The organism is Streptomyces sp. NPDC006643 (assembly GCF_042870175.1).
GTDB lineage: Bacteria > Actinomycetota > Actinomycetes > Streptomycetales > Streptomycetaceae > Streptomyces.
On sequence record NZ_JBIAHA010000002.1, the window covers coordinates 148,420 to 173,359 of the forward strand.

14 protein-coding genes are annotated in these 24,940 nt (G+C 71.3%); 11 read left to right on the forward strand and 3 right to left on the reverse strand.

The features are described 5' to 3' along the window. Window positions 1-46: 46 nt before the first annotated feature. Entirely contained in the window at window positions 47-2,704 is a 2,658-nt protein-coding gene (locus ACFYNU_RS03285) for an AAA family ATPase (RefSeq protein ID WP_356589579.1), read from the reverse strand. Window positions 2,705-2,855: 151 nt separating this feature from the next. On the opposite strand from ACFYNU_RS03285, the gene ACFYNU_RS03290 reads away from it, so the two are divergent. Then, a complete protein-coding gene (locus ACFYNU_RS03290; protein WP_356589581.1) occupies window positions 2,856-3,863 on the forward strand; it encodes an abortive infection protein in 1,008 nt (335 codons plus the stop codon). Here the strand turns inward: ACFYNU_RS03290 and ACFYNU_RS03295 are convergent. After that, window positions 3,860-5,185 (reverse strand): hypothetical protein, encoded by a 1,326-nt coding sequence (locus ACFYNU_RS03295; protein WP_356589583.1) that lies wholly within the window; start codon window positions 5,183-5,185, stop codon window positions 3,860-3,862. The two genes, ACFYNU_RS03290 and ACFYNU_RS03295, sit on opposite strands and share 4 nt — an antisense overlap. 70 nt (window positions 5,186-5,255) lie before the next feature. Further along, window positions 5,256-6,026, reverse strand: a complete 771-nt coding sequence (locus ACFYNU_RS03300; RefSeq protein WP_356589585.1) for an antibiotic biosynthesis monooxygenase — start codon at window positions 6,024-6,026, stop codon at window positions 5,256-5,258. Window positions 6,027-6,744: 718 nt separating this feature from the next. Here ACFYNU_RS03300 and ACFYNU_RS03305 point away from each other — a divergent pair. From ACFYNU_RS03305 to ACFYNU_RS03350, 10 genes are all read left to right on the forward strand, one after another. Further along, window positions 6,745-6,972: a type A2 lantipeptide gene (locus ACFYNU_RS03305; protein WP_356589587.1), complete on the forward strand. Its 228-nt coding sequence runs from the start codon at window positions 6,745-6,747 to the stop codon at window positions 6,970-6,972. A 104-nt stretch (window positions 6,973-7,076) separates the two neighbouring features. Further along, a complete protein-coding gene (locus tag ACFYNU_RS03310) occupies window positions 7,077-7,883 on the forward strand; it encodes a hypothetical protein (protein ID WP_356589589.1) in 807 nt (268 codons plus the stop codon). After that, a complete protein-coding gene (locus ACFYNU_RS03315; RefSeq protein ID WP_356589591.1) occupies window positions 7,880-10,171 on the forward strand; it encodes an NHLP family bacteriocin export ABC transporter peptidase/permease/ATPase subunit in 2,292 nt (763 codons plus the stop codon). Before ACFYNU_RS03310 ends, ACFYNU_RS03315 begins: the two co-directional genes overlap by 4 nt. 34 nt (window positions 10,172-10,205) lie before the next feature. Next, window positions 10,206-13,085: an NHLP bacteriocin export ABC transporter permease/ATPase subunit gene (locus ACFYNU_RS03320; protein ID WP_356589700.1), complete on the forward strand. Its 2,880-nt coding sequence runs from the start codon at window positions 10,206-10,208 to the stop codon at window positions 13,083-13,085. Between the two features lie 48 nt (window positions 13,086-13,133). Then, window positions 13,134-14,657, forward strand: a complete 1,524-nt coding sequence (locus tag ACFYNU_RS03325) for a membrane-associated oxidoreductase (protein ID WP_356589593.1) — start codon at window positions 13,134-13,136, stop codon at window positions 14,655-14,657. Window positions 14,658-14,771: 114 nt separating this feature from the next. After that, window positions 14,772-16,073, forward strand: coding sequence for a D-arabinono-1,4-lactone oxidase (locus ACFYNU_RS03330; protein ID WP_356589595.1), 1,302 nt, complete (start codon window positions 14,772-14,774; stop codon window positions 16,071-16,073). A gap of 232 nt (window positions 16,074-16,305) precedes the next feature. Beyond that, window positions 16,306-17,445, forward strand: a complete 1,140-nt coding sequence (locus ACFYNU_RS03335; RefSeq protein WP_356589597.1) for a ricin-type beta-trefoil lectin domain protein — start codon at window positions 16,306-16,308, stop codon at window positions 17,443-17,445. Window positions 17,446-17,621: 176 nt separating this feature from the next. After that, a complete protein-coding gene (locus ACFYNU_RS03340; RefSeq protein ID WP_356589599.1) occupies window positions 17,622-19,850 on the forward strand; it encodes a DEAD/DEAH box helicase in 2,229 nt (742 codons plus the stop codon). A 241-nt stretch (window positions 19,851-20,091) separates the two neighbouring features. Continuing rightward, window positions 20,092-23,532, forward strand: coding sequence for a CARDB domain-containing protein (locus tag ACFYNU_RS03345; RefSeq protein ID WP_356589601.1), 3,441 nt, complete (start codon window positions 20,092-20,094; stop codon window positions 23,530-23,532). A 266-nt stretch (window positions 23,533-23,798) separates the two neighbouring features. Next, on the forward strand, window positions 23,799-24,923 hold the full coding sequence (locus tag ACFYNU_RS03350) for a PP2C family protein-serine/threonine phosphatase (protein WP_356589603.1): 1,125 nt from the start codon (window positions 23,799-23,801) through the stop codon (window positions 24,921-24,923). Window positions 24,924-24,940: the final 17 nt, after the last annotated feature.

The following is a 24,940-nucleotide window of genomic DNA, read 5'->3' on the forward strand; positions in this document are numbered from 1 at the left end:
CCCCGCCGACCATGGCGGTGACCTACGACGCCGGTCTGACGGTCGGCTACGCCGGCCCCGTCGTCCCCGCCGTCCGCAGGTCGTCCAGGGCCCGCCCGGCCCGTTCCACCAGTCCGTCCGCGCCGCACTCCTCGGCCAGTACCCGGCCCCGGCCGAGGTCGGACGCCGACCGGGCGGCGATGCCGTACTCGACGCGTGCGACCGCCAGCTCGTACGTGCAGGGTGAGGCTTCCAGATGGGTGACGGCCTCGGCGAGCAGCTCGACCGCGGCCGGTCCTTCGGCCAGTGACGCGGAGCAGCACAGCGCGACGCCGATCGCGGTGTGCGTGCCGAAGCGCTCGGCGCGGTCCCGGGCGTACGCGGCGAGTTCGGCCGCCCGCTCGGGCTGTGTGTCGGCGAGCGCCCGCGCGAGATCGATCGCCCAGGGCGCCACCACCCCGTTGTGCCGGCCCCGGATCGTCAACGCCCGCCCCGAGGTTTCGAGTTCGGTGATCGCCTCCTCCGTACGGCCGAGAGCGAGCAGCAGCCTGCCCCGGACGGAGCGGGCGTCGGGGATGGCGAGGGAGGACGCGTACGGCGGTGCGAAGGCGTACCGTTCGGCGGCTTCGCGCGCCTCTTCGACATGGCCACGGGCGAGGAGCGTGTCGACGAGCATGCAGATGCCGTTCCAGTGCATCGGCAGCCGGTCGCCGACCCGGTCGGCGAGGCGCAGGCTCTCGCGCAGATACGTCTCCGCGTCCACGAGACGGCCACGTCTGCGGTGGGCGTAGCCGACGAGCGTGTGGGCGAAGGCGAGATGGCCGCCGCTCCAGCCGGAGATCTCGAAGGCCCGCATGCCCTCGTCGAACAGGGCCTCGGCGCGGTCGAGTTGGTCGGCGAAGGCGAAGGACAGCGCGAGCAGGGCGGGCGGTTCGAAGCCCCAGGACGTACCGGTCCAGCCGGTGCCGGGGGCGAGCGCCCCGTCGACCAGGGCGCGTTCGGCGATCTGGACGATCTCCTCGGCGTTCTCACCGCGTGCGGTGGCGTCGAAGGCGCGCAGCATGAGCAGGACTCGTTCGGTGTTGTCGCGTCCGCCGAGTCCGGCGGCGGTCTGCGCGAGACGGCGGCTGCGTGCCCGGCCGTCGTCCTCGGTGTCCTGGACGCCCTCCCACAGGAAGTGCGCGGTCTTGAGACGCATCTGGGCGGGTCCGGGCGGGGTGCGCTCCGCTTCGGCGGCGACGACCTGGGCGGCCTCCCGGGTCTGGTCGTTGTGTGTCAGTGCCTGGGAGAGCCGGAAGACGGCGTCGACGCGCAGGTGTTCGTCCAGGAGCTGGGTGTTGATCGCGTCGCGGAGGTGGCCGACGGTGGTGGCCGGTGACGAGAGAAGAGTCGCGCAGCCCAGTTCGTACAGGACCTCGGCCCGTACCCGGGGCAACGGCGGTTCCAGCAGGGCGCGTTCGAGACAGCGGCGCGCGGCGTCGGGGGCGCCGACCGCGAGATGTTCGGCGGCGGCCTCGCGCAGCTGCGCGACCAGTTCGGCGTCGTTGTCCGGGTGGACTTCGAGGAGGTGCCGGGCGGCGAGGGCGGCGCCCCGGCCGCTGCGGCTGACGAGCCAGGCGGCGCGGCCGTGGAAGGCGGTCCGGGTGGCCGGAGGGATGGCGCGGTAGACGGCGGTGGCGATGAGGGGGTGGACGAACTCCAGCGGGTCGGTGCCGACGAGGATGCGGGCCGTGCGGAGCCGTTCCGCGCTGTCGGCCGCCTCCGCCGGGCCCATTCCGGCGAGGGACACGACGAGTTCGAGGGAGATGTCGGTCCCGAGTATCGCGGCGGCCCAGGCGAAGCGGGTCGTGGTGGTGCCCAGTTCCTCCAGCCGGGCGATGAGTCCGGTGCCCCGGGTCATGGCGCCGAGCGCGCTGAGGGCGCCGGCGGATCCGCCGACGGGGTCCAGGGCCTCGTCCCGTGCCTTGGCGAGCAGTTCGACGGTTTCGTAGGCGTTGCCGCCGGTGACTTCCCACACCTCGCGGCAGAACGGGTCGTCGGCGTGCTCGCCGAGGGTGGCGCGGGCGAGCTTCGCGGTGGCCTCGGAGGTCAGTGCCTTCAGGGTGACGAGGAGCCGGGCGCTCTCGCCGAGCGCCCGCAGGAGGTGCGCGCATTCGCCGATCGCGTCCTCGCTGCGGTACGCGACGACGACCAGGATCGGCGGGCCGCCCGTACGCCGGGCGAAGGACGCCAGCCAGGCGAGGGATTCCAGGTCGGACCAGTGCGCGTCGTCGACGACCACGACGAGCGGGGGCAGTGTCTCGGCGAGTCTGCGGAACAGGGTCTCCAGGCCGTCCCGGACACCTTGCGGGTCGGCGGGTCGCGCGCCGGGCGGCGCCACTCCGAGGGCGGGGCCGACGATGTCGTAGCCGTCGCCGAGCAGTTCGCGTACCTCGCCGGGGCCGCGCGCCGTGAGGGCGGGCTGGAGCAGTTGCCGTACGACGTGGAACGGCACCGACGTCACGGTCTCGCCGCCGCGCGCCGACCACACCGTGCAACGACCGGCCCCCATCCGCCGGACCTCGGCGAGCAGCGCGGTCTTGCCGAGTCCGGCGGCGCCCCGGTAGACGAGGAGTCCGCCGGACGGTGTGTCTCCGAAGAGCCCCTCCACGGCGTGCGCGGCGGCGGCGATCTCGGGCTCGCGTTCGAGGAGCGGGAGGCCGGCCGAACCCGTAGGCGGGGACATCATCACCCTCCTTGGTTGAACGGGCGTGCAGGTCAGGTCACGACCCTAGCCCGAGCGTCCCGCCGGTGGGCAGGGATCCGCGCGGATCCGCGCGTTTTCGGCCGGTGCCGGTCGATCACCTGTACGCGTCCGAAGTCTCTATGGTCACAGCATGCGAGAAGAACAGACGGAGCGCGCGGCGCCGTTGGTCTGGAAGGGCGTCAACTACAACGCGGGGACGGACTATTCGGGCCGGGGCTCGGCGCCGCCGCCCTGGCCCGACGAGGTCGTACGGAGCCATATGGCGCTCATCCGGGGCGAGTTGAACGCCAACTCGGTCACGGTGTTCGGCACGGACATCGACCGGCTGGCGGCGTACGCGGGCTTCGCCGCCGAGGCGGGGCTGCATGTCTGGTTGCAGCCCCGCCTCATCGAGGGCGACGCCGAAGCGACCCTGACGCACCTCGCGGCGGCGGCCGAGGCGGCGGAGGGACTGCGACGGCGGCACGGAGCCGTCGGCCTCAACGTCGGCTGCGAGCTGACGGTCTTCGGCTCGGGCCTGATCCCCGGCGACACGTACGGGGAGCGCACGGCGAAGCTGTCGCTCCCGCAGTGGTGGCCCCGTATGCCGGAGTTCAGCGAGAAGTTGAACGGGGTGCTGGCCCGCGCGGTGGACGTGGCACGTGCGCGCTTCGGCGGCCCGCTGACGTACGGCGGCGCGCTGTGGGAGCAGGTGGACTGGTCGGGCTTCGACTTCGCGGGCCAGAACTACTACCGGATGGCGTACAACACCGAGCACTACACGGACGGTCTGCGCGCCCATCTGGACCACGGAAAGCCGCTGCTGATCACCGAGTTCGGCTGCTGCACCTTCGAGGGCGCGGCGGCGGCCGGGCCGACGGGCTTCGACATCATCGACTGGTCGGCGGATCCGCCGGTGCTGGGCGGCTCCTACGTGCGCTCGGAACAGGAACAGGCCGGCTGTCTGACGGACCTGCTCGACCTGTACGAGGCGCACGGCGTACACGGCGCGTACGTCTACGAGTTCGCCGCGTCGAAGCCGTACTCGCCCGATCCGGCGCGCGACTTGGACATGGGGAGCTTCGGTCTGCTGAAGGCGGTCGACGGGGGCTGGGAGCAGAAGGAGTCGTTCCGGGCGGTGTCGGGCCGATTCGCCTAGAGACGGTCTTCGCGGGTCCGTCCGCCGCCCCGGAGGGAGGCGAGGACCAGGCGGCCGTAGCGGGTGGTGAGCGCCGCGGCCGTCGCGACGACGGACAGGCCGAGGGCGACGAGGAGGTGCGGGACCGACTCGTCGCCGAGTACCTGGAGGATGCCGAGCGCCGTGCCGAGGGGCAGGCCGAGGATGGTGAGGACCCCCAGCGCGCCGCTGATCTGCTGGCTCTCCAGGGTCTGTACCAGCCGACTGTGGTCGGCGGCCTCCGCGAGGATCTCGGCGAACCGTTCGGGGAGGCGGTGCTGGTGCTGGAAGGCGCGCAGCAGACCGTTGGCGGGGCCGTGGGCCGTGAGGTGCTGACGCCAGTAAGTGCCGCGGAAGCGGGCGATGTTCTTCTCCAGCGCGGTCACCCGGCGGGTGAGGCGTTCGGAGTCGAAGACCTCGGACAGTTCCTCGGTCAGCTCGTCGATGTGGTCGCGCTGGAGCGAGCCGAGCAGCAGGGCGTCGAGATAGACGGTGCGGGCGTGCAGGGCGCCGAAGTCGTAGAAGTCGCCGTCCCCCGTGTCGGCGCGGTGTCCGAGGAACGCGGCGCCGTGCCGCAGCACCAGGGCGCTCCAGTCGGCGGATATGCGCACGGTGGAGGCGTCGTGGTTCGGGACGCTCTCGGGGGCGAGGGGGAGGTCGCCCCGGCTGGAGCGGGAGGCGAGCTGCCAGAGCCAGCGGTCGGCCGCCGGCGGGAGGATCGTCTCGGGGTCCGGGCGCAGCGCCGGTGTGTGGTGGGCCTCGGGGGTCAGGAACGCGACGGTGTACGGGCGGGCGAGGGCGAACGTGCCCGCCCCGTCCCGTACGTCGGCGATCCCGTCGAGAAGCGCCACCGGGTCGAGGGGGCCGGTGAGGGGTTCGGGTCCGGCGGTGGGGCGGTGGCCGATGGCCCGCAGGACCGGGAGCAGCGGTCGGTCGAGGGCGAAGTGCAGTACGGCGAGGGCGTGTTGGGGGTTTCGGGCGGTGGCGGTGCGCAGGATCTCCAGACCGGCGAGGCGAAGGCCCTCATGGGTGACGGGGAGGGGCCGGTGCCAGCGGCAGGGACGGTCCGGGGTGCCGTAGAGGACGCGGGCGGAGGCCGGGGCGAAGTACCGGGACCGGGTGGCCGTGTCGGTGCGGCGGCTGCCGAGTTCGAACGGGTACGGGCCCGGGGCCCAGCCGGAGCGGGCGTCCGGTGTGCCGCGCAGCCGGACCGGGAGGACGACGGTGAGGGTCTGGCGCGCGCCGATGACGGATTCGAGATCGTGGGCGGGGCCGGAGCTGGGGTCGGGTCCGGGGCCGGTCATCGCTGGAGGTTATCGCGCGACGCCGGGCGCGAGGGAGGCGGCGCAGGCGTCCCGGTCCCGGCGTGGCCCGCTACGGCTGGTAGGGCGGCGCCATACCCCAGCCCCAGCGCGGAACGGGGGCGTGGGGTGGTGGGGTGGCGTCCGGCTGGGAGTTCTCCATGGCGATACGGGTGCCCCACTCGATGTAGCTCACGAACGCGGCGCGGAAGTCCGGGTCGGCGCGAAGGCCGACGTCGTCCGCCGCGTCCATCAGCAGATCCACCCACCGCCGGCGCTGCCGCGGGGTGATCGCCCTGCCGATGTGATGGGCCAGCATGTTCTCGTAACCACCGTGGTGGGCGGTGTAGTCGGCGGGGCCGCCGAAGACCTCGCCGATCCAGAGTGCGACATGGTGCGGATGTTCCTCGGTCATGCCGGCGAACACCGGTGAGAGCAATTCGTCCGCGCGGACCAATTCGTAGAAGCGGTGGAAGAGCCGCTCGAAGACCTCACTGCCCCCGGCCCACTCGTAAAGCGTCGGGGGCACGGGCGTACCGGCGCCGGTTCCGACGACTTCGGTCGTGGTGTAGTGGCGCATTTCTTCGATCGCGTCGAGGTAGGGCCGGATCTCGGCGAAGAACGCACGGAACTCTTCGCTGGATCTGAAGTCCTCCAGATGCTTCTCGAGCGACTTCCAGTGGACCCGCAGGATGTAGTGGCCGGGCTCCTCGACACAGCGGGACAGCTCGAAGTCGAGGCAGACGGGCGACCGCGCCAGGGGCCCGGCCGCGCGGGCGTAGGCCGCTTCGAATTCGGTGGCCTCACCCTCGGGAATTCGATAGCGAATGTATTCGATGATCATGCCCCTCACCTCCGGCAGCGAGAATACACAGATTCCTCCGAAGGACCGGGTATCCACTATTTCTCGATCCGCATTTCTCGGATCCGCCGGCCGATCACCCGACGGCACGCGTACGACACCCGAGCTCCGGGTGTCGTACGCCGAAGTCCCAGGTCGGACAGAAGCGCCGGTACCGGGCACCCACCGAAAAACAGTCCCAGATGCGCGTATGTTGCCTTCTCCTGGATGCCGCGCCGTTTCCCCGGAAATACCGTGACCAGGCAATACGTGTGGCCCGCACGGGATTTCCGGGGGCCTGCCGAGCGCATGTCTCCTTCGATGAATCTGCACACCGAACGCGCAGGCAGGCACAGTTCGCCGTCAGGTCCGTACCTACGGTGGACCGCACGCACCGTCTTTGATGCGGGAATGTCCACTTCAGGGTGATCGATCGCGTGAAGAAGATGCCACCAAGCGATGGACGCCCAACCACGCCGAGGTGCGCCAACTCCACGTTCCGGCTTCGTCGTTCGGCGCCGAGTTGGCTACTCGACAGGCCGGCGTGCTTTGATCCTTCGCACCGCGGAAGTCACCCCGGCGCATTCGGCGGATTCACGGATCCTGATATCCGAAGAATCCGAAGGAGCCGCCCCGACGACCGCTGCGGCGGCCGGTGCGCCAGTACGGCGAAGCCGGTCACCGCCAATGTGAAATAGCCATGCGAAGGGAATCTCACATCATGAACCGCTCCCCCCAGGTTGAGACCCAGGAAATCTCCGACAGCGACCTCGACAACGTGTCGGGCGGTCTTGTCGGCGGACTCGTCGGCACCGTCACGGGCACCGTCGACTCCATCGTCCCCGTCTCCAGCACGGTCGGCGGCGTCGTCGGCACCGTCGAGGGTGCCACCGGCATCAACACCTCGGGTGTGACCGGTCTCGCCACGGGCCTGGTCTCCAGCCTCTGAGTCCAGCACCGCTCAGCCGCGCCGGTCGTGTGCCCCGGGTCCCGGGCCGCACGACCGGCGCGGCCGTGGTCGTCGGAACACCGAGCAACTCAGGGAAGAGCGTCGTGCAATTCCGCCAACAGGCCCTTTCCAAGCTCCAGTCGGCCGAGGAGATCGACCTGCCGGTGCGCTTCGCCCGGCCCCAGGGCTGTCTCGTCCTGGCCGTCACGGTCGTCGTCATGATCGCCGCGGCCGGCTGGGCGGTGGCCGGCAGTGTCTCCTCCACCCTCTCGGCACCGGGCATCCTCACGCACGCGCAGGGCAGTTACGTCCTCCAGAGCCCCGTGGCCGGCCAGATCACGGACGTACTCGCCGAGGAGGGCGACCGGGTGGCCGCCAACTCCCCCCTGGTGAAGGTCCGCACGCCCGAGGGCAGCACCGAGGTCCGCACCATCGCGGCCGGCCGGCTGACGACCCTGGTGGCCGCCGTCGGCTCCGTGATCACCACCGGCGCGGATGTCGCGGCGGTGGAACGGGTGGAGAAGGCCGGTGATCCGCTGAGCGTGATGCTGTACGCCCCCGCCGAGAGCGGCGGAACCGTCCCCGTCGGCGCCTCCGTCGACGTCACCGTCCAGTCGGTGCCGAAGCAGCGGTACGGCGTGCTGCGCGGCCGGGTCGAGTCCGTCGGCCGCGTCGCCGAGACCAGCAGGCGCATCACCGGGTTCCTCGGCAGTACGCAGTTGGGCGAGCAGTTCTCCCGCGAGGGCCCACCCGTCGCCGTACTGGTGCGACTTGACGGGTCGTCAGTCACCAAGTCCGGCTACACCTGGTCGTCGCCGGACGGGCCGCCGTACGCCGTCGAGTCCATGACCCTGGCCACCGGCTCCATCCGGCTGGCCGAACAGCACCCGATCGATTGGCTGCTCCCGTGAGCCCGCAACGGCACCAGCGGCACCAGCTTCCCCCGGCCCCGCGGAGGAAGCACCAGCAGCAGGGCGAACGGCAGCCGCCGTCCGGCCGGCGCCGGGCCGCCAAGCGCACCCGGCGTACGACCGGCGCCCCCAGGCCCAAGGCCGTCCGTACCCCCACCGTCCTCCAGATGGAGGCCCTGGAATGCGGCGCGGCCTCCCTCGCCATGGTGCTCGCCCACTACGGCCGCCATGTCCCCCTGGAGGAGCTGCGCATCGCGTGCGGTGTCTCGCGCGACGGCTCACGCGCCTCCAACCTCCTGAAGGCGGCGCGCAGTTACGGCCTGACGGCCAAGGGCATGCAGATGGAGGCGGAAGCCCTCGCCGAGGTCCGGGCGCCCGCGATCCTGTTCTGGGAGTTCAACCACTACGTCGTGTACGACGGCATGGGCCGCAGGCCCGGCAGCCGTGGCGTACACATCAACGACCCCGACAAGGGGCGCCGGTTCGTCCCGGCGGCGGACTTCGACACCAGCTTCACGGGTGTGGTCCTCGTCTTCGAGCCCACCGAGGCCTTCCGCAAGGGCGGTCGCAGGCCCGGCATCATGAGCGCCATGCCCGCGCGCCTGCGCGGCACGGCCGCCACCCTGCTGGCCGCGCTGCTGGCCAGTCTGCTGCTGGTGGGGGTGGGCGCGGCGGTGCCCGCGCTGAGCCGTACGTACATCGACATGTTCCTGATCGGCGGTCAGACGTCGCTCCTGGGGCCGCTGTTCGCGTCCATGGCGACGATGGTGGTGCTCACCGCCGTACTGACCGGGCTCCAGCAGGCGAATCTGCTGCGCGGGCGGATCATCTCGTCCACGCTGAGCGGCGCCCGGTTCCTGCGGCATCTGCTGCGGCTGCCGGTCACGTTCTTCGCCCAGCGCAGCCCGGCCGACCTCGTCCAGCGGCTCCAGTCCAACGACGCGGTGGCCGAGACGCTGTCGCGGGACCTGGCGGCGGCAGGCGTGGACGGGGTCGTGGTGATCCTGTACGCCGCGCTGCTGTGGTCGTACGACCCCCAACTCACCCTTTTCGGCGTGCTGATGGCGCTGCTCAACGTGGTCGCGATGCGCATCGTGATCCAGCTGCGCTCCACCGGTACCCGCAAGCTCCGGGCGGACAGCGCGCGGCTCACCAACACCTCGTACACCGGCCTTCAGCTGATCGAGACGATGAAGGCGACCGGTGGCGAGAACGGGTACTTCCGGCGGTGGGCCGGCCAGCACGCGACGACGCTGGAGGAGCAGCAGAAGCTCGGTGTGCCGAGCGCGGCGCTGACGGTGGTCGCGCCCACGCTCGCGACGCTCAACAGCGCGCTCATTCTGTGGATCGGCGGGCTGCGGGCGGCGGAGGGAGCCATCTCGATCGGTCTGCTCGTGGCGTTCCAGGCGCTGGTGGTGCGTTTCACCGCGCCGATCACCCGGCTGAACGGGGTGGCCGGCCGGATCCAGGACTTCGCCGCCGACGTGGCCCGGCTGAAGGACGTGGAGAGCTTTCCCGTCGACCCGCTCTACTCACGGCAGCGGCCGGACGCGAGTACGCGCCGGCTGACGGGCCATGTGGAGCTGGAGAGCGTCGTGTTCGGCTACAGCCCGCTGGACGCGCCGCTGCTCGACGGCTTCTCGCTGACGGTCGGCCCGGGGCAGCAGGTCGCGCTGGTCGGCGGGTCCGGGAGCGGCAAGTCCACGGTGTCCAGGCTCATTTCGGGCCTCTACAGCCCCTGGGAGGGGATCATCCGCATCGACGGGCGGCGGCTGGAGGACATACCCCGCGGCGCGCTCGCCGCGTCGGTGTCCTTCGTCGACCAGGACGTGTTCCTCTTCGAGGGCACGGTCCGGGACAACGTGGCGCTGTGGGACCCGTCGATACCCGACGACGCCGTCGTCACCGCCCTCAAGGACGCCGCGCTCTACGACGACGTGATCGCGCGCCGCCCCGAGGGCATCCACGGCCGGGTCGAGCAGGACGGCCGTAACTTCTCCGGCGGTCAGCGCCAGCGGCTGGAGATCGCCCGCGCGCTGGTCAGGCGGCCGAGCATCCTGATTCTCGACGAGGTGACGAGCGCGCTGGACGCCGAGACGGAGCGCGTGATCATCGACAACCTGCGGCGGCGCGGCTGCGCGTGCGTGGTCATCGCGCACCGGCTCAGCACGGTGCGCGACAGCGACGAGATCGTGGTGCTCGACCACGGCACGGTCGTGGAGCGCGGCAGGCACGAGGATCTGGTCGCCGCCGAAGGTCCGTACGCGCGACTCGTCAGGGAGCACTGACGTGACCTCGACGACAGCCGGCGCGGGTGCGGGCATGGGCGGTGGCACCGGAGCGGGCGGGGGCCTCGATCCGGTGATCCACGCCCTCGGCGCGCTGGGCACACCGGTCGACTGCGCCGGAGTGCGCAACGTACCGCTGGAGGGCCCGCACGTCCTGTGGCTCGTCACCGGGGGCGCGCTGGATCTGTTCGCCGTCGACGCGGCGGAGCGCGGGCAGTGGCATTTCCTCGGCCGTCTCGAAGCGGGGACGCTGCTCCTCGGGCCGGTCGACGGGCCCCGGCACACGTTGCTGAGCAGGCCGTCGCAGGACTGCGCACTGCGGCGGATCGCGCTGCGGGAGCTGTACGCGCCGCCGCCCGCGTACGCCGATCCGTACGGCGCGTACACCGATCCGTACGGCGCCGCCCAGGGGGATGTGCACACGCCCCCGGTCCCGACACCGCTGGAGCACGCCTTCGCCCTCGGCGCCGCTCGCGGCCTCGGCGCGCTCTTCCAGACTCCGCTCGACACCCGCCCGTCCACCGACGGCGCCGTGTCCGACGACGACGTGCTGTGGATGCCGGTCTCCCCCGGCAGCGTCCAGTACGGCGCCTCGTACAGCGCGGACGCGGCGGGCGATCTGCTGGTCAACGCCGCGATGTGGCAGCGGATGATCAACCAGCAGCGCCGGCTGCTCTCCGCCGTCGACCAGTGGATCGAGCGGCAGGAGCGCGCGCACGAGGACCGGACGGCCGCCGGAATCAAGGCGGGTGAGGCGGTACGGGCACGGGCGGACGAGGCGCTGGTGGCGTCCATCGGCCGCCCCGGCAGCACGGCCGGCGAGACAGGGGCGGCCGGAGACGACGCCGCGCGCGACGCGACGTTCGCGGTCTGCCGACTGGTCGCGGCGGCCTCCGGCATCACCCTCGCCGACCACTCGCGCGGCGCGGGCACCCCGCTCGACGCCCGCGTCGGCCCGGTCGAACGCATCGCGATCGCCTCCCGGGTCCGTACCCGCGCGGTCCGGCTCGACGGCCCCTGGTGGCGTACCGACTCGGGGCCGCTCGTGGGTCATCGGGCCAAGTCCGGCGCTCCGGTGGCGCTGCTCTGGCGGCGCCGCCGTTACGAGGCGGTCAACCCGGCCACCGGGGCGCGGCTGCGCGTCGGCGAGCGGAACGCCGACGACTTCGAGCCGCGCGCGGTGATGTTCTACCGCCCGCTGCCCGACGAGCCCATGACCCCGTGGCGGCTGCTCCGTTTCGGGCTGCGCGGCAACCGCGCCGATCTGCGCGCCCTGGCGCTGACCACGCTCGTCACGGTGGGGCTCGGCGCGCTGGTGCCGCTCGCGACCGGACGGGTGCTCGGCGAGTACGTGCCGAGTGCCCGGACCGATCTGATCACCCAGGTCTCGCTCGCCGTCATGATCACCGGCATCGTCTCGGCCACCTTCATGCTGACGCAGAGCCTCACCATCCTGCGGATGGAGGGCCGTATCGAGAGCACGCTCCAACCCGCCGTGTGGGACCGGCTGTTGAGACTGCCGACGAAGTTCTTCGCCGAACGCTCCACCGGTGAACTGGCCAGCGCGGCGATGGGCGTCAGCGGGATCCGCCGGGTGCTGTCGGGCCTCGGGCCGGTGATCGTGCAGTCGGCCGCCGTCGGCGCGATGAGCCTGGTCCTGCTCCTCGTGCACAGTGTCCCGCTCGCCCTGGCGGCGGTGGGGATGCTGGTCGTCATCGGTGCCGTGTTCCTCGGGCTCGGACTGTGGCAACTGCGCTGGCAGCGGCAGTTGGTGGAGCTGGGCAACAGACTCAACAACCAGGCGTTCCAGACCCTGCGCGGGCTGCCGAAACTGCGGGTCGCCGCGGCCGAGGGCTTCGCGTACGCGGCGTGGGCGCGCGGCTTCGCGCGCTCGCGCGAACTCCAGCAGCGGGCGGGCCGGGTCAAGAATCTGACGACGGTGCTGGACGCGGTCTATCTGCCGTTCTGCTCCCTGGTGATGTTCATGCTGCTGGCCGGTCCGGCGCGCGGCACGATGACCGCCGGCGAGTTCCTGACCTTCAACACCGCCGTGACGATGCTGCTGACCTCCGTCACCCAGCTCACCGGCGCGCTCGTGTCGGTTTCCGCGGTGCTGCCGATGTTCGAGCAGATCAAGCCGGTGCTCGACGAGGCGCCCGAGGTCGGCGACACGGGCGCCCAGCCGGGTGTGCTGACCGGCGCCGTCGAGGCCAGGAATCTCTCCTTCCGCTACACCGACGACGGCCCGCTGGTGCTCGACGACGTGTCGCTGCGGATGGAGCCCGGCGAGTTCGTGGCGGTCGTCGGCCCCAGCGGCTGTGGCAAGTCGACGCTGCTGCGGCTGCTGATCGGCTTCGACCGGCCGGTCACCGGAAGCGTGCTGTACGACGGGCAGGACCTGGCCGCACTCGACCGGGCGGCCGTACGACGCCAGTGCGGTGTCGTCCTTCAGAACGCGCAGCCGCTCACCGGCTCCGTCTGGGACTGCGTCTGCGGCGCCGAGACCTTCTCGCAGGAGGAGGTGTGGGAGGCCGTGGAGATGGCGGGTCTCGCGGAGGACATCAGGCAGATGCCGATGGGGCTGCACACCATGATCGCCGGAGGAGGAGCCATCTCCGGCGGCCAGCGTCAGCGCCTGATGATCGCGCAGGCCCTGGTGCGGCGTCCGCGGCTGCTCTTCCTGGACGAGGCCACCAGCGCGCTGGACAACGAGACACAGCGGATCGTGATCGAGAGCACCCGCAAGCTGAACGCGGGCCGGCTGGTGATCGCCCACCGGCTGTCGACGGTTCTCGACGCGGACCGGGTGGTGGTCATGGAGGCGGGGCGGATCGTCGAACAGGGGCCGCCGACCGCCCTGTTGGCGGACGAGGGCGGCCGACTGCGCGAGCTGGTGCGACGTCAGCTGAGCTGAGACAGAAGCCTGTTGACACTCCCGCACCACCACGCGAGAGTCACGGCAATGGAGATCAGCACACTGACGGCGGCCGAACGGCGCGTGTGGGACGCCTTCCCGACGGGCGAGGTCGTGGACTTCCGGACGGCCGACGATCCGGGTCCCACCGCAGGGGCCGGATGGGGTCCGGAGCGCAGCCTGCGGGCCGATGTGGTGCGCGCCGTCCTGCTCGGCGGGGCGCGGCGCGACGGGGAGATACCCGCCCTGCGGGTGATGGGGGCCCGGATCACCGGGGCGCTCAACTTGCGCTACGCGAGCGCCGATTGCCCGATCAGCCTGGGCGACTGCTTCCTGGACGACGTGCCCAATCTGTACGGGGCCCACGTCCGGCAGCTCAATCTCAGCGGGTCCGTGCTGCCCGGGATGACGGCGGCGACGCTGCGGGTGGACGGTGTGCTGCGGCTGACCGGCTGCCAGGTCCGGGGCCCGGTGCGGCTCGGGGGCGCGCAGATCTCGGGGGCGGTGTTTCTCGACCGGGCGCGCTTCGCGGCGGCGGAGCCCGGGCCCGCGCCGGCCGGCGACCGCGACTCCGACCCCGGGCCGGAGCCGGAGCCGGAGCCCGAGCCGTTGCTCCAGCTCAACCACGCCACCGTCGGCGACGATCTGTGGGCGCCCGGACTGCGGGTCGGGGGTCAGCTGCGGCTCGACTCCGCCACCGTCGCGGGCTCCGTCAATCTGGACGACGCCGTCCTGACCGCTCCCGGCCGCACGGCCCTCGACGCGGAGAGGCTGACCGTCGGCGCGGACCTGCGCGGTAAGCGGCTGCGCGCGCGGGGCCGGGTCAATCTGAGCGCGGCCCGTGTCCCCGGTCAACTCAACCTGGCGTACAGCCGGTTGTCGTGTCCCGGCGGGGTGGCCCTGCGGGCGAGCAGCTGTGTCGTCGGTGAGCTGTGGCTCCGGGAGGCGGAGCGCGTGGAGGGCACGGTCAATCTGCGGCGCGCGCAGATCGATGTGCTGTTCGTGCCACCGGAGGTCTGGCCCGACAGCGTCCGGTTCGACGGGCTGACGTACGGGACGCTCACCCCGCACGAGCCGGCCGGCCGGCGGCTGACCGTCCTCGAACGGGACGGCGACGACTATGTGCCGTACGCGTACGAGCAGTTGACCGCCGCGTACCGCCGCATCGGCGACGACGCCGCCGCCCGGACCGTACAGCTCGCGAAGCAGCGGAGGCAGCGCCGGGGGCTCGCCTGGTACGCCCGGCTCTGGGGGCATGTCCAGGACCTCACCGTCGGCTACGGCTTTCGGCCCATGCGCGCCGTGGCCTGGATGCTGTCGCTGCTGCTGGTGGCCTCGGTCGCGTACGCCGCCCGGCAGCCCCGTCCCCTGAAGCCCGACGAGTCCCCGGACTTCAACCCCGTCTTCTACAGTCTCGATCTGCTGCTGCCGATCATCGACTTCGGGCAGGAGCGGGCCTTCACCCCGGAGGGCGGCTGGCATCAGGGGCTCTCCTACGTCCTGATCATCACCGGCTGGATCCTGGCCACGACGATCATCGCCGGCGTGACGCGGGCCGTCAGCCGTCAGTGAGCGGGAGGGGAGACGGGGCGGGAGACGGGGCGGAGGACGGGGCGCCCGCGCGGGTGCGGCGGGGGCGTGATCGAATCAGGGTCGCGGACGGACGACTCGGGAGGCGGGCGGACAGTGGGTGACGGCGCGGGGTCCAACTGGGCGGGCAACATCGTCTTCTCGGCCGACCGGGTGCACCGCCCGGCCACGCACGACGAGTTGCGCGCGCTGGTGGCGGGCGGTTCGCGGGTACGGGCGCTGGGCAGCGGGCACTCGTTCAACCGGATCGCCGACACCGACGGCGCCCTGGTCTCGCTGGCCGCGCTGCCCCGGACCGTGGACGTCGACACGGCCGCCGCCACGGTGCGCGTCGGGGGCGGCGTACGGTACGCGGAACTGGCCCGGCGGGTGGACGACCGGGGTCTCGCCCTGCACACCATGGCGTCGCTGCCGCACATCTCGGTGGCGGGATCGGTCGCCACCGGCACGCACGGCTCCGGTGACACCTCCGGTTCGCTCGCGACCGCCGTACGCGCGGTGGAACTGATCACGGCGGACGGCGAGTCGCTGACGCTGGACCGGGAGAAGGACGGCGACCGCTTCGCCGGCTCCGTGGTGGCGCTCGGCGCGCTCGGCGTGGTCACCGCGCTCACCCTGGATCTGGTTCCGGCCTTCGACGTACGGCAGTTCGTCCGGACCGGGCTGCCGCTGGACGTGCTGGCGGAGCACTTCGACGCGATCACTTCGGCGGCGTACAGCGTGAGCCTGTTCACGGACTGGCGGGAGCCGCGCTTCGGCCAGGTCTGGCTGAAGTGCCTCGACGGCGACCCGGCGAGGGGTTCCTCCGGGGCGGACACGGGCGGGCGACACTCCGCCGGGCCCGACTTTCCGTGGGCCGGGCCGGCCGAGGCGCCGATGCACCCCGTGCCTGGCATGTCCGCGACGCACTGCACCGAGCAGGGCGGGGTGCCGGGACCGTGGCATGCCCGACTGCCGCACTTCCGGGCCGAGTTCACCCCGAGCAACGGGGAGGAGTTGCAGTCCGAGTATCTGCTCCCGCGCCGCCACGCCGTCGCGGCGCTGCGCGCGGTTGCCGCGCTGGGGCCGGTGCTCGCGCCGGTGCTCCAGGTCTGCGAGGTACGCACCGTGGCCGCCGACGCGCTGTGGCTGAGCCCGGCCGAGGGCCGGGACACGGTCGCGCTGCACTTCACCTGGATCAAGGACACGGCGTCGGTGGTGCCGGTGATCGCGCGGCTGGAGGCGGCGCTCGACGGTCTCGACGCACGGCCGCACTGGGGCAAGGTGTTCACGACGGAGCCGGCCGAGCTGCGTGGCCGCTATCCGCGTATGGCCGACTTCCTGAAGCTGCGCGACTCCCTGGACCCGGCCGGCAAGTTCACGAACAATTTTCTGCGCCGGCTGCTGTACGAGGGCTGACCCGGCGGGAGCGCCCGTCCGGGGTCGCGCATGGCCAAAAGCCCGTCGGACCATGGCCGGAACAGCGCCAATTTGCCAACACCGTTGCGCAATCCCTCGCCGAAGGCACCGACCGGTGGTATCTACAACATGGCCGCCACTCTCCCCCCGCACCTCCCTCCACGCGCGCACGCACCATCGGACGCACCACGCGCACCCCCCATTCCCCGGCGGCCCGTAGGAAGGACCTGCCTTGCGAAGAACTGCCTCACGCCGTGCGCAAGCTCTCCTCAGCCTCCTGGTGTTCGCCCTCGCGGCGACCCTCATGACGCTCACCCAGACGCCCGCCGCCGCGGCGCCCGCCGCTCCCGTCTTGCCCGCCGAGTCCAACGGCGGCGTCCGGATCATGCCTCTCGGCGACTCGATCACCCACGGGCACAACATCCCCGGCGGGTACCGCATCAACCTCTGGCAGCACCTCGCGACCGGCGGCTACACGGTCGACTTCGTCGGCTCGCAGTTCAACGGCCCGCCGGAGCTGGGCGACCACGACCACCAGGGCCACTCGGGCTGGCGTATCGACCAGCTCCGTTCGAACATCGACGGGTGGCTCGCCGCGAGCGACCCGCGCACGATCATGCTCCAGATCGGTACGAACGACGTCAACCAGAACTACGACCTGGCGAACGCCCCGGCCCGGCTCTCCGACCTCATCGACCGCATCCTCCAACAGAAGCCGCAGATCGAGCTGTTCGTCGCGACGATCACACCGGAGTCCAGCCCCGACCTCGAAGCCCGGGTCAAGACGTTCAACGCGGCGCTGCCCGGCATCGTCAACAGCAAGGGTCCGCGCGTCCATCTCGTTGACATGTACAAGGCATTGACGGTGACCGACCTCGCCGACGGCGTCCACCCCAACGCCGCCGGCTACGCCAAGATGGCCGTCGTCTGGTACAACGCGCTGCGCTCGGTGCCCGGCAGCCTCGTTCCCCTCGCGCAGCCCGGCCAGGGCACCCTCGTCAACGCGCAGTCGGGCCGCTGCCTCGACGTCGACGGCGCCGTGACGGCCACGGGCGCGCGGACGATCGTCTACGACTGCCACCGCAGGGCGAACCAGCAGTGGGCCCGTACGGCCTCCAACGAGCTGCGCGTGTACGGCGACCGCTGCCTCGACGCGAGCGGCGCGGCCACGGCCGACGGCACACCCGTCATCATCTGGGACTGCCGCGGCACGGCCAATCAGCAATGGCGCGTCAACGCCGACGGCAGTGTCGTCGGCGTCGCCTCCGGCAAGTGCCTGACGCCGGTGGCGGGCGGTACGGCGAACGGTACGAAGCTGGAACTGCGCACCTGCGGCGGCGGCGCCGGCCAGCGCTGGACCATGGCCGCGTAGTCGACACCGCGTAGTCAGCGAGGTCCACGCCGGTCCGCGGGAGCCGACCACCGGCGACAGGACCGACCCGATATCGCCGGGCGCGCCGAAAACGGCCGCCCGGCGATGTCGTACCCCCGTGGAATCATGTCGCACGACCGGATTTCGACCGGATGTGGTGCGTCACGAGAGGCGTCATGGGCGACGGAGCGGGGCCTGAGGGGAAGTTGGTGCCGGTGGGCGGCGGCGCGCGCGCCGTGCTCGACCGGGCCGACCGCCTGCTCGCGGCGGCGCGCCGGGTGACCGCCGACCACACCGAGGTACGGGGCGGCGCACTGAGCGCCATCACCCCGCTGCGCGACGCCCTGGTCCGCCAGGAGTTGGCGGGCATCCCGGTGTCGCGGCTCGCGGACGTCACCGAGGGCCGGCTCCGGCTGGGCACGCTCGAACAGGCCGGGTACGGGGACGTCGGGAAGGTGCTCGACGCCACCCCGTACGAGCTGCGCCGTATTCCCGGCATCGGCGCGCAGAGTGCCGGTCACGCCGTCGCCGCCGCCCGGCGTCTCGCGGAGGCGATGGAGGAGCATGTCGCCGTCCGGCTGGACGCCGACGACATCGGCGATCCCCATGCGACAGCCCTGGTCGTCGCGTTGAACCGGATGGTGAACGCGGGGCCCGACATCCCCCGTGCCCTCGCCGCGGCGGCCCGGATCGAGGCCGAACTCGCCCCGCTGCTGCCCCCGGCGCGCCCGGCCGGCGACCGGCTGCGCATGCTGCTCATCGGCAAGGGGCGCAGACAGCAGGCGCGGCGGGCGATCCAGTCGGTCGACGCGTTCCTCGACGACGCCGCCGCCCGCGAGGTGCCGCTGCTGCTCGCCCAGGCGGCCACGGATCTGCTCCGGCCCGTCGTGCCGGCGGACGAGGCGTGGCTCGACTTCCAGGTGCGCCCCGCCGACTATCTGGTCCTCCTCGCCGAACTGTCCGACGTCACCCCGGACGTCGAGGCCGCCGAGGGCTTCCTGCCCGGCGACATCTCCGAACGGGTGCGGACGCAGCGGCTGGACGACACCCACCGGCGGGTCTCGCTGCGCGGTTACCAGGCGTTCGGGGCGCGGTTCGCGCTGGCGCAGCGCCGGGTGATCCTGGGCGACGAGATGGGTCTGGGCAAGACGATCCAGGCCATCGCCGCCCTCGCGCACCTCAAGGCCGAAGGCCGTACGCACTTCCTGGTGGTCTGCCCGGCAGGCGTGGTCATCAACTGGGTCCGGGAGATCGAGTCGCGCAGCACGCTGCGGGCGTACCGGGTGCACGGCCAGGACCGGTCGACAGCCCTCGGGCAGTGGACACGGCACGGGGACGTGGCGGTCACGACGTACGACGTACTCGGCTCCCTCGGCGTCCCCGAGGACGTGCCGGTCGGCATGCTCGTCGTGGACGAGGCGCACTATGTGAAGAATCCCGAGACCCGGCGCTCGCGGACGGTGGAGGGCTGGGCGGCGCGCACGGACCATGTCCTGTTCCTGACCGGGACGCCCATGGAGAACCGGGTGGGCGAGTTCCGCAATCTGGTGCGTCATGTGCGGCCCGATCTGCTGCCCGGGATCCGGGACGGCGACGCCGCCCTCAGCTCCGAGATCTTCCGCAAGGCCGTGGCGCCCGCGTATCTGCGCCGTAATCAGCAGGACGTCCTCACCGAGCTGCCCGAGCTCCAACAGGTGGACGAGTGGGAGGAGTTCAGCCCCGCCGGGCGCGCCGCGTACCGGCGGGCCGTGGCGGCGGGCAACTTCATGGCGATGCGGCGCGCCGCGTACGCCGATCCCGCCACCTCGGCCAAGCTGCGGCGGCTGCGCGAACTGGTCGCCGAGGCGGAGGTGAACGGTCTGAAGGTCGTCGTCTTCTCCTTCTTCCGCGAGGTGCTGACGGCCGCGGAGGAGGCCATCGGTTCGGCCGCCTCGCCCGACTCGCCCACCACCGTCTTCGGTCCGCTCAGCGGCCAGGTGCCGGCCGCCCGGCGGCAGGAGCTGGTCGACGGCTTCGCCGAGGCGTCCGGGCACGCGGTGCTGCTCAGCCAGATCCAGTCGGGCGGTACGGGTCTCAATCTCCAGGCCGCGTCCGTGGTCATCCTGTGCGAGCCGCAGGTCAAGCCGACGCTGGAGACGCAGGCCATCGCCCGCGCCCACCGCATGGGGCAGATACGGCATGTCCAGGTGCACCGGCTGCTGACCGCCGACAGTGTCGACCAGCGCATGCTGCGGCTGCTGGACACGAAGCGGCGGCTCTTCGACGCGTTCGCCCGGCACAGCGATGTCGCCGAGTCGACGCCTGACGCGGTCGACATCTCGGAGCAGTCGCTGGCCCGGCAGATCGTCGCGGAGGAGCAGGAGCGCATGGCGCTCCTGCCGGGTCCCGCCGCTCCCGCTCTCTGACGGTCGCCCGGCGGTTCTCCGACGGTCCGTCAAACGCCCCTGCCGGGACCGGTGGGGGCGTTCGTCGTGCCCCCGCCCCCTCCCGTGTTACCTCTGCGAAAACCGTTGACAAGCCGTTGACATGATTGCAACCTGTGAATCGCAAAAAAGTAAGCAAGTGGCTCAATTTCTTAAGTCTCTTCTCGCAACTTCATGGCAGCGCTCCGCCCTGCCCCCTCGTTCCAACCGAACAGAGGACTACATGAGACGGAAGCAGCTCAGACCCCGACCGCTCAGCTGGCGATTGATCACCGGCCTCCTCATGGCCGGTCTGATCGCCGTCGGGCTCACTCCCCTCTCGGCCACCGCCGCCGAGCGCCCCAACCAGTCGATCGGCAAGAGCGTGTCGGCGAGTGGGTCCGAGGGGAACCACCCCGCCTCCAACGTCACCGACGGCAATCAGGCGTCGTACTGGGAAGGCCCGAACAACGCGTTCCCGCAGACGCTCCGAATCGACCTCGGCACGAACGTCGCCGTCGATCAGGTCGTGCTCAAACTCCCCACCACCTGGGAGGCCCGCACCCAGGCCCTCAGCGTCCAGGGCAGCACCGACGGCAGCAGCTACACCACCCTCTCCGCGTCGCAGGGCCGGCTGTTCACCCCCTCGTCGGCGAACACCGTCACCATCGACTTCCCGGCGAGCAACGTCCGTTACGTACGGCTGAACATCACGGGCAACACGGGCTGGCCCGCGGCGCAGATCTCCGAGTTCGGGATCTACGGCCCGGCGGGCGAGGACCCGGGCGACCCCGACCCGGGTGACGACGGCACGGATCTGGCGCGCGGCAAGCCCATCGAGGCGTCCTCGACCATCCACACGTTCGTCGCGGCCAACGCCAACGACGGTCAGCTGAACTCGTACTGGGAGTCCACCGGGCACCCGTCGAACCTGACGGTGAAGCTCGGTGCCGAGGCCGACATCACCTCCGTCGTGGTCAAGCTCAACCCCGACTCGGCGTGGGGCGCCCGGACCCAGAGCATCCAGGTGCTCGGCCGCGCTCAGGGCGCGACCGCGTTCACCTCCCTCAAGGCGCGCGCCGACTACAGCTTCAACCCGGCGACCAACCAGAACTCGGTACGGATCCCGGTCACGGGCCGAGTCGCCGATCTCCGGCTCCAGATCTTCTCCAACACCGGCGCGCAGGGCGGCCAGGTCGCGGAACTCCAGGTCATCGGGGTGCCCGCGCCCAACCCCGACCTCACCGTCAACGCGCTCTCCTGGTCCCCCGCCGCCCCGGTGGAGACCGACGCGACGACCGTGAGCGCCACGGTGCGCAACGTCGGCACGGCCGCGTCCGGCCCGACGACCGTGAACGTCAGCATCGGCGGCGTGGTCGCCGGCAGCGCCTCCGTCGGCGCGCTCGCCGCGGGTGCCTCGCAGACCGTCCAGGTCGCCGCGGGCAAACGCGCCGAGGGCAGCTACAAGGTGACGGCGGTGGTGGACCCGACCGACACGATCGTCGAGCAGGACAACGACAACAACAGCTTCACCGCGACCGGTTCACTGGTCGTGGGACAGGCTCCCGGGCCCGACCTCCAGGTGCTGAGCGTCAACTCGACGCCACAGAACCCGGCCGTCGGCGCCCAGGTGCAGTTCACCGTGGCCGTACAGAACCGTGGGACGACGGCGTCCGGCGCCACCACGGTCACCCGGGTGACGGTGGGCGGCACGACGCTGAACACCAACACACCGTCGATCGCGGCCGGTGCGACAACGAACGTGAGCGTCAACGGCAGTTGGACCGCCACCAGCGGCGGCGCCAACATCGTCGCCACCGCCGATGCGACGAACGTCGTGACGGAGACCAACGAGACGAACAACGCGTTCTCCCGCTCGATCGTGGTCGGGCGCGGGGCGGCCGTCCCGTACGTCGAGTACGAGGCGGAGGCCGGCCGCTACCAGGGCACCCTGGTGGAGGCCGACGCGGAGCGCACCTTCGGGCACACCAACTTCGGCTCCGAGTCCTCGGGCCGTAAGTCGGTACGGCTCAACAGCACCGGCCAGTTCGTGGAGGTCACCTCCACCAACCCGGCGAACTCGATCGTGGTGCGCAACTCGATCCCCGACGCCCCGAACGGCGGCGGCACCGAGGCCACGATCAGCCTGTACGCCAACGACACCTTCGTGAAGAAGATCAACCTCTCCTCGAAGCACAGCTGGCTGTACGGCAACACGGACGGTCCCGAGGCGCTGACCAACACGCCCCAGGCCGACGCCCGGCGGCTGTTCGACGAGTCCAACTCACTGCTGTCCACGACCTATCCGGCGGGCACCAAGTTCAAGCTCCAGCGCGACGCCGGTGACAGCGCGTCCTTCTACTACATCGACCTGATCGACCTGGAGCAGGTCGCGCCCCCGGCCGCCAAGCCCGCCGAGTGCACCTCGATCACGGACTACGGCGCGGTGCCGGGCGACGGGATCGACGACACGACCGCCATCCAGTCGGCGGTCACCGCCGACCAGAACGGCAGCATCGCGTGTGTCTGGATCCCGGCGGGCCAGTGGCGCCAGGAGAAGAAGATCCTGACCGACGACCCGCTGAACCAGGGGCAGTACAACCAGATCGGGATCAAGAACGTCACCATCCGCGGCGCGGGCATGTGGCACTCACAGCTCTACACGCTGACCGAGCCGCAGAACGCGGGCGGGATCAACCACCCGCACGAGGGCAACTTCGGCTTCGACATCGACGACAACACCAAGATCTCGGACATCGCGATCTTCGGCTCCGGCCGGATCCGCGGCGGCGACGGCAACGCCGAGGGCGGCGTCGGCCTGAACGGCCGGTTCGGCAAGAACACCAAGATCTCGAACGTGTGGATCGAGCACGCCAACGTGGGTGTCTGGGTCGGCCGCGACTACGACAACATCCCGTCCCTCTGGGGCCCCGCCGACGGTCTTGAGTTCACCGGGATGCGGATCCGCAACACCTACGCCGACGGCATCAACTTCACCAACGGCACGCGGAACTCCAAGGTGTTCAACTCCTCGTTCCGCACCACCGGCGACGACTCCCTGGCGGTCTGGGCCAACCGGTACGTCAAGGACACGTCGGTCGACGTCGCGCACGACAACTCGTTCACCAACAACACCATCCAACTGCCCTGGCGCGCGACCGGGATCGCGGTCTACGGCGGTTACGGCAACAAGATCGAGAACAACATCGTCTCGGACACGGCCAACTACCCGGGCATCATGCTGGCCACCGACCACGACCCCCTGCCCTTCTCCGGGCAGACCCTCATCGCCAACAACGCGCTCCACCGCACGGGCGGTGCCTTCTGGAACGAGGACCAGGAGTTCGGTGCGATCACCCTGTTCGCGGCGAGCCGGGACATCCCCGGCGTCACGATCAGGGACACCGACATCTACGACTCGACGTACGACGGCATCCAGTTCAAGACGGGCGGCGGCACCATGCCGGGCGTCGTGATCGACAACGTCAAGATCGACAAATCCAACAACGGCGCCGGCATCCTCGCCATGAGCGGGGCGCGCGGCAGCGCGACCCTGAGCGACGTGACCATCACAAACTCGGCGGACGGCGACATCGTCACCCAGCCGGGCTCGGGCTTCGTGATCACGGGCGGCCCGGCGCCGGCGCTCTCCCCGAGCAAACTGACGGGTGGTGGGCGAAGGTGACCCTGCCGTAGGGCGCTGAACGCGACAGGTGCGGATCGAGGTCGGCCTCGATCCGCACCTGTTTCGCGCGGCCCGCCGCCGGGGTGCCACCGCCCGGCGGCGCCCGGCGCGCTGACGGAGTGTGGGAGTGGCAGCACCCGGAATGTCCGGAGATATCGTTCCCGAGGAGTCCCCGCCTCAGTCACACACCCCGCTCGCCCGCTCGTCACACCCCGCTCGACACACCCCCGCTCGTCACGCCCCACTCGTCGACCTACGGAGATCCCATGGCCCGCGCCGTGCGGAAGCACCCCGCTCACTCTCTGGGGGCCGTGGAGCCTCCCGGCAACACCCAGACGGCCGTGGGTGTGGCGATCGCGACGTTCCTAGTCGTCGTTCTCGCCATGGTGTCCGGGTCCGCCGTATGGCTGCTGGGGCTGCTGGTGTTCCTGCCGGGTACCGCCTCGGCCCTGTGCACCGTTCGCCAGACGCGGCTCATCTCCGCGTGGACCACGCTCGTCGTGACGGTCTCCGTGCTGCCGTGGGACAACTCCGGCGGAGGGCGCTGGATCGACCGGGTCCTGCTGGTGCTGTTCACCCTCGCGCTGGGGATCACCTCCGTCTACGCCTGCCATCGCCGGATCGCGCGGGAGCGCGAGATGCTGCGCCTGCGCTCCACGGCCGTCGCCATACAGCGGCACATCCTGCATCCGCTCCCCCTCGTCACCGACGACGTCATGGTCAACGGCCTCTACGAGCCTCTTCAGGAGGAGAAGCTCATCGGCGGTGACATCTACGACGTCGTGGCCTCGCCCTGGGGCACGCGCGTGCTGATCGGAGACGTACAGGGCAAAGGGCTCGCCGCCGTCGGCGCCGCCTTCGCCGTCATCGGCGCCTTCCGGGAGGCGGCCCACCGGGAGCCCACCCTCACCGCGCTGGTCGACGCCCTGGACGCGGCGGTCGTACGGCACAACTCCTACGCCGAACAGACCGGCGACGACGAGCGCTTCGTCACCGCCCTCGTCCTGAGCATCGACGCCCACACCGAGGTACAGGCCGTCAACTGCGGCCACATCCCGCCTCAGTTGACGCATCGGGGCACGGTCACCACGCCCCCGCTGGCGACGGGCGTCCCGCTCGGCCTCGCCGATCTCGCCGCCGAACCGGGAACCGTCGACTGGTTCGCGTTCCCCGCCGACTCGACGCTTCTGCTGACCACGGACGGCCTCACCGAGGCCCGCGCCCCCGACGGCACGTTCTACCCCGTCGACGAGCGGCTTGAGGGCCATCTCGGCCTCACCACCACCGACCTGCCGCAGGCTCTGTACGAGGACGCCCTCGCGTTCGCGGGAACGGAAGGCCTCCACGACGACATCGCGCTCCTGACGGTCCGCCGCTCACCACGCCGCTGAGCCCGACCCGATCCCCG

What these genes read in the sequence shown, in the direction of transcription:
- ACFYNU_RS03285 (WP_356589579.1), bottom strand. Translation starts at nt 2,704, where the DNA reads ATGTCCCCGCCTACGGGTTCGGCCGGCCTCCCGCTCCTCGAACGCGAG.
- ACFYNU_RS03290 (WP_356589581.1), top strand. Translation starts at nt 2,856, where the DNA reads ATGCGAGAAGAACAGACGGAGCGCGCGGCGCCGTTGGTCTGGAAGGGC.
- ACFYNU_RS03295 (WP_356589583.1), bottom strand. Translation starts at nt 5,185, where the DNA reads ATGACCGGCCCCGGACCCGACCCCAGCTCCGGCCCCGCCCACGATCTC.
- ACFYNU_RS03300 (WP_356589585.1), bottom strand. Translation starts at nt 6,026, where the DNA reads ATGATCATCGAATACATTCGCTATCGAATTCCCGAGGGTGAGGCCACC.
- ACFYNU_RS03305 (WP_356589587.1), top strand. Translation starts at nt 6,745, where the DNA reads ATGAACCGCTCCCCCCAGGTTGAGACCCAGGAAATCTCCGACAGCGAC.
- ACFYNU_RS03320 (WP_356589700.1), top strand. Translation starts at nt 10,206, where the DNA reads ATGGGCGGTGGCACCGGAGCGGGCGGGGGCCTCGATCCGGTGATCCAC.
- ACFYNU_RS03325 (WP_356589593.1), top strand. Translation starts at nt 13,134, where the DNA reads ATGGAGATCAGCACACTGACGGCGGCCGAACGGCGCGTGTGGGACGCC.
- ACFYNU_RS03340 (WP_356589599.1), top strand. Translation starts at nt 17,622, where the DNA reads ATGGGCGACGGAGCGGGGCCTGAGGGGAAGTTGGTGCCGGTGGGCGGC.
- ACFYNU_RS03345 (WP_356589601.1), top strand. Translation starts at nt 20,092, where the DNA reads ATGAGACGGAAGCAGCTCAGACCCCGACCGCTCAGCTGGCGATTGATC.
- ACFYNU_RS03350 (WP_356589603.1), top strand. Translation starts at nt 23,799, where the DNA reads ATGGCCCGCGCCGTGCGGAAGCACCCCGCTCACTCTCTGGGGGCCGTG.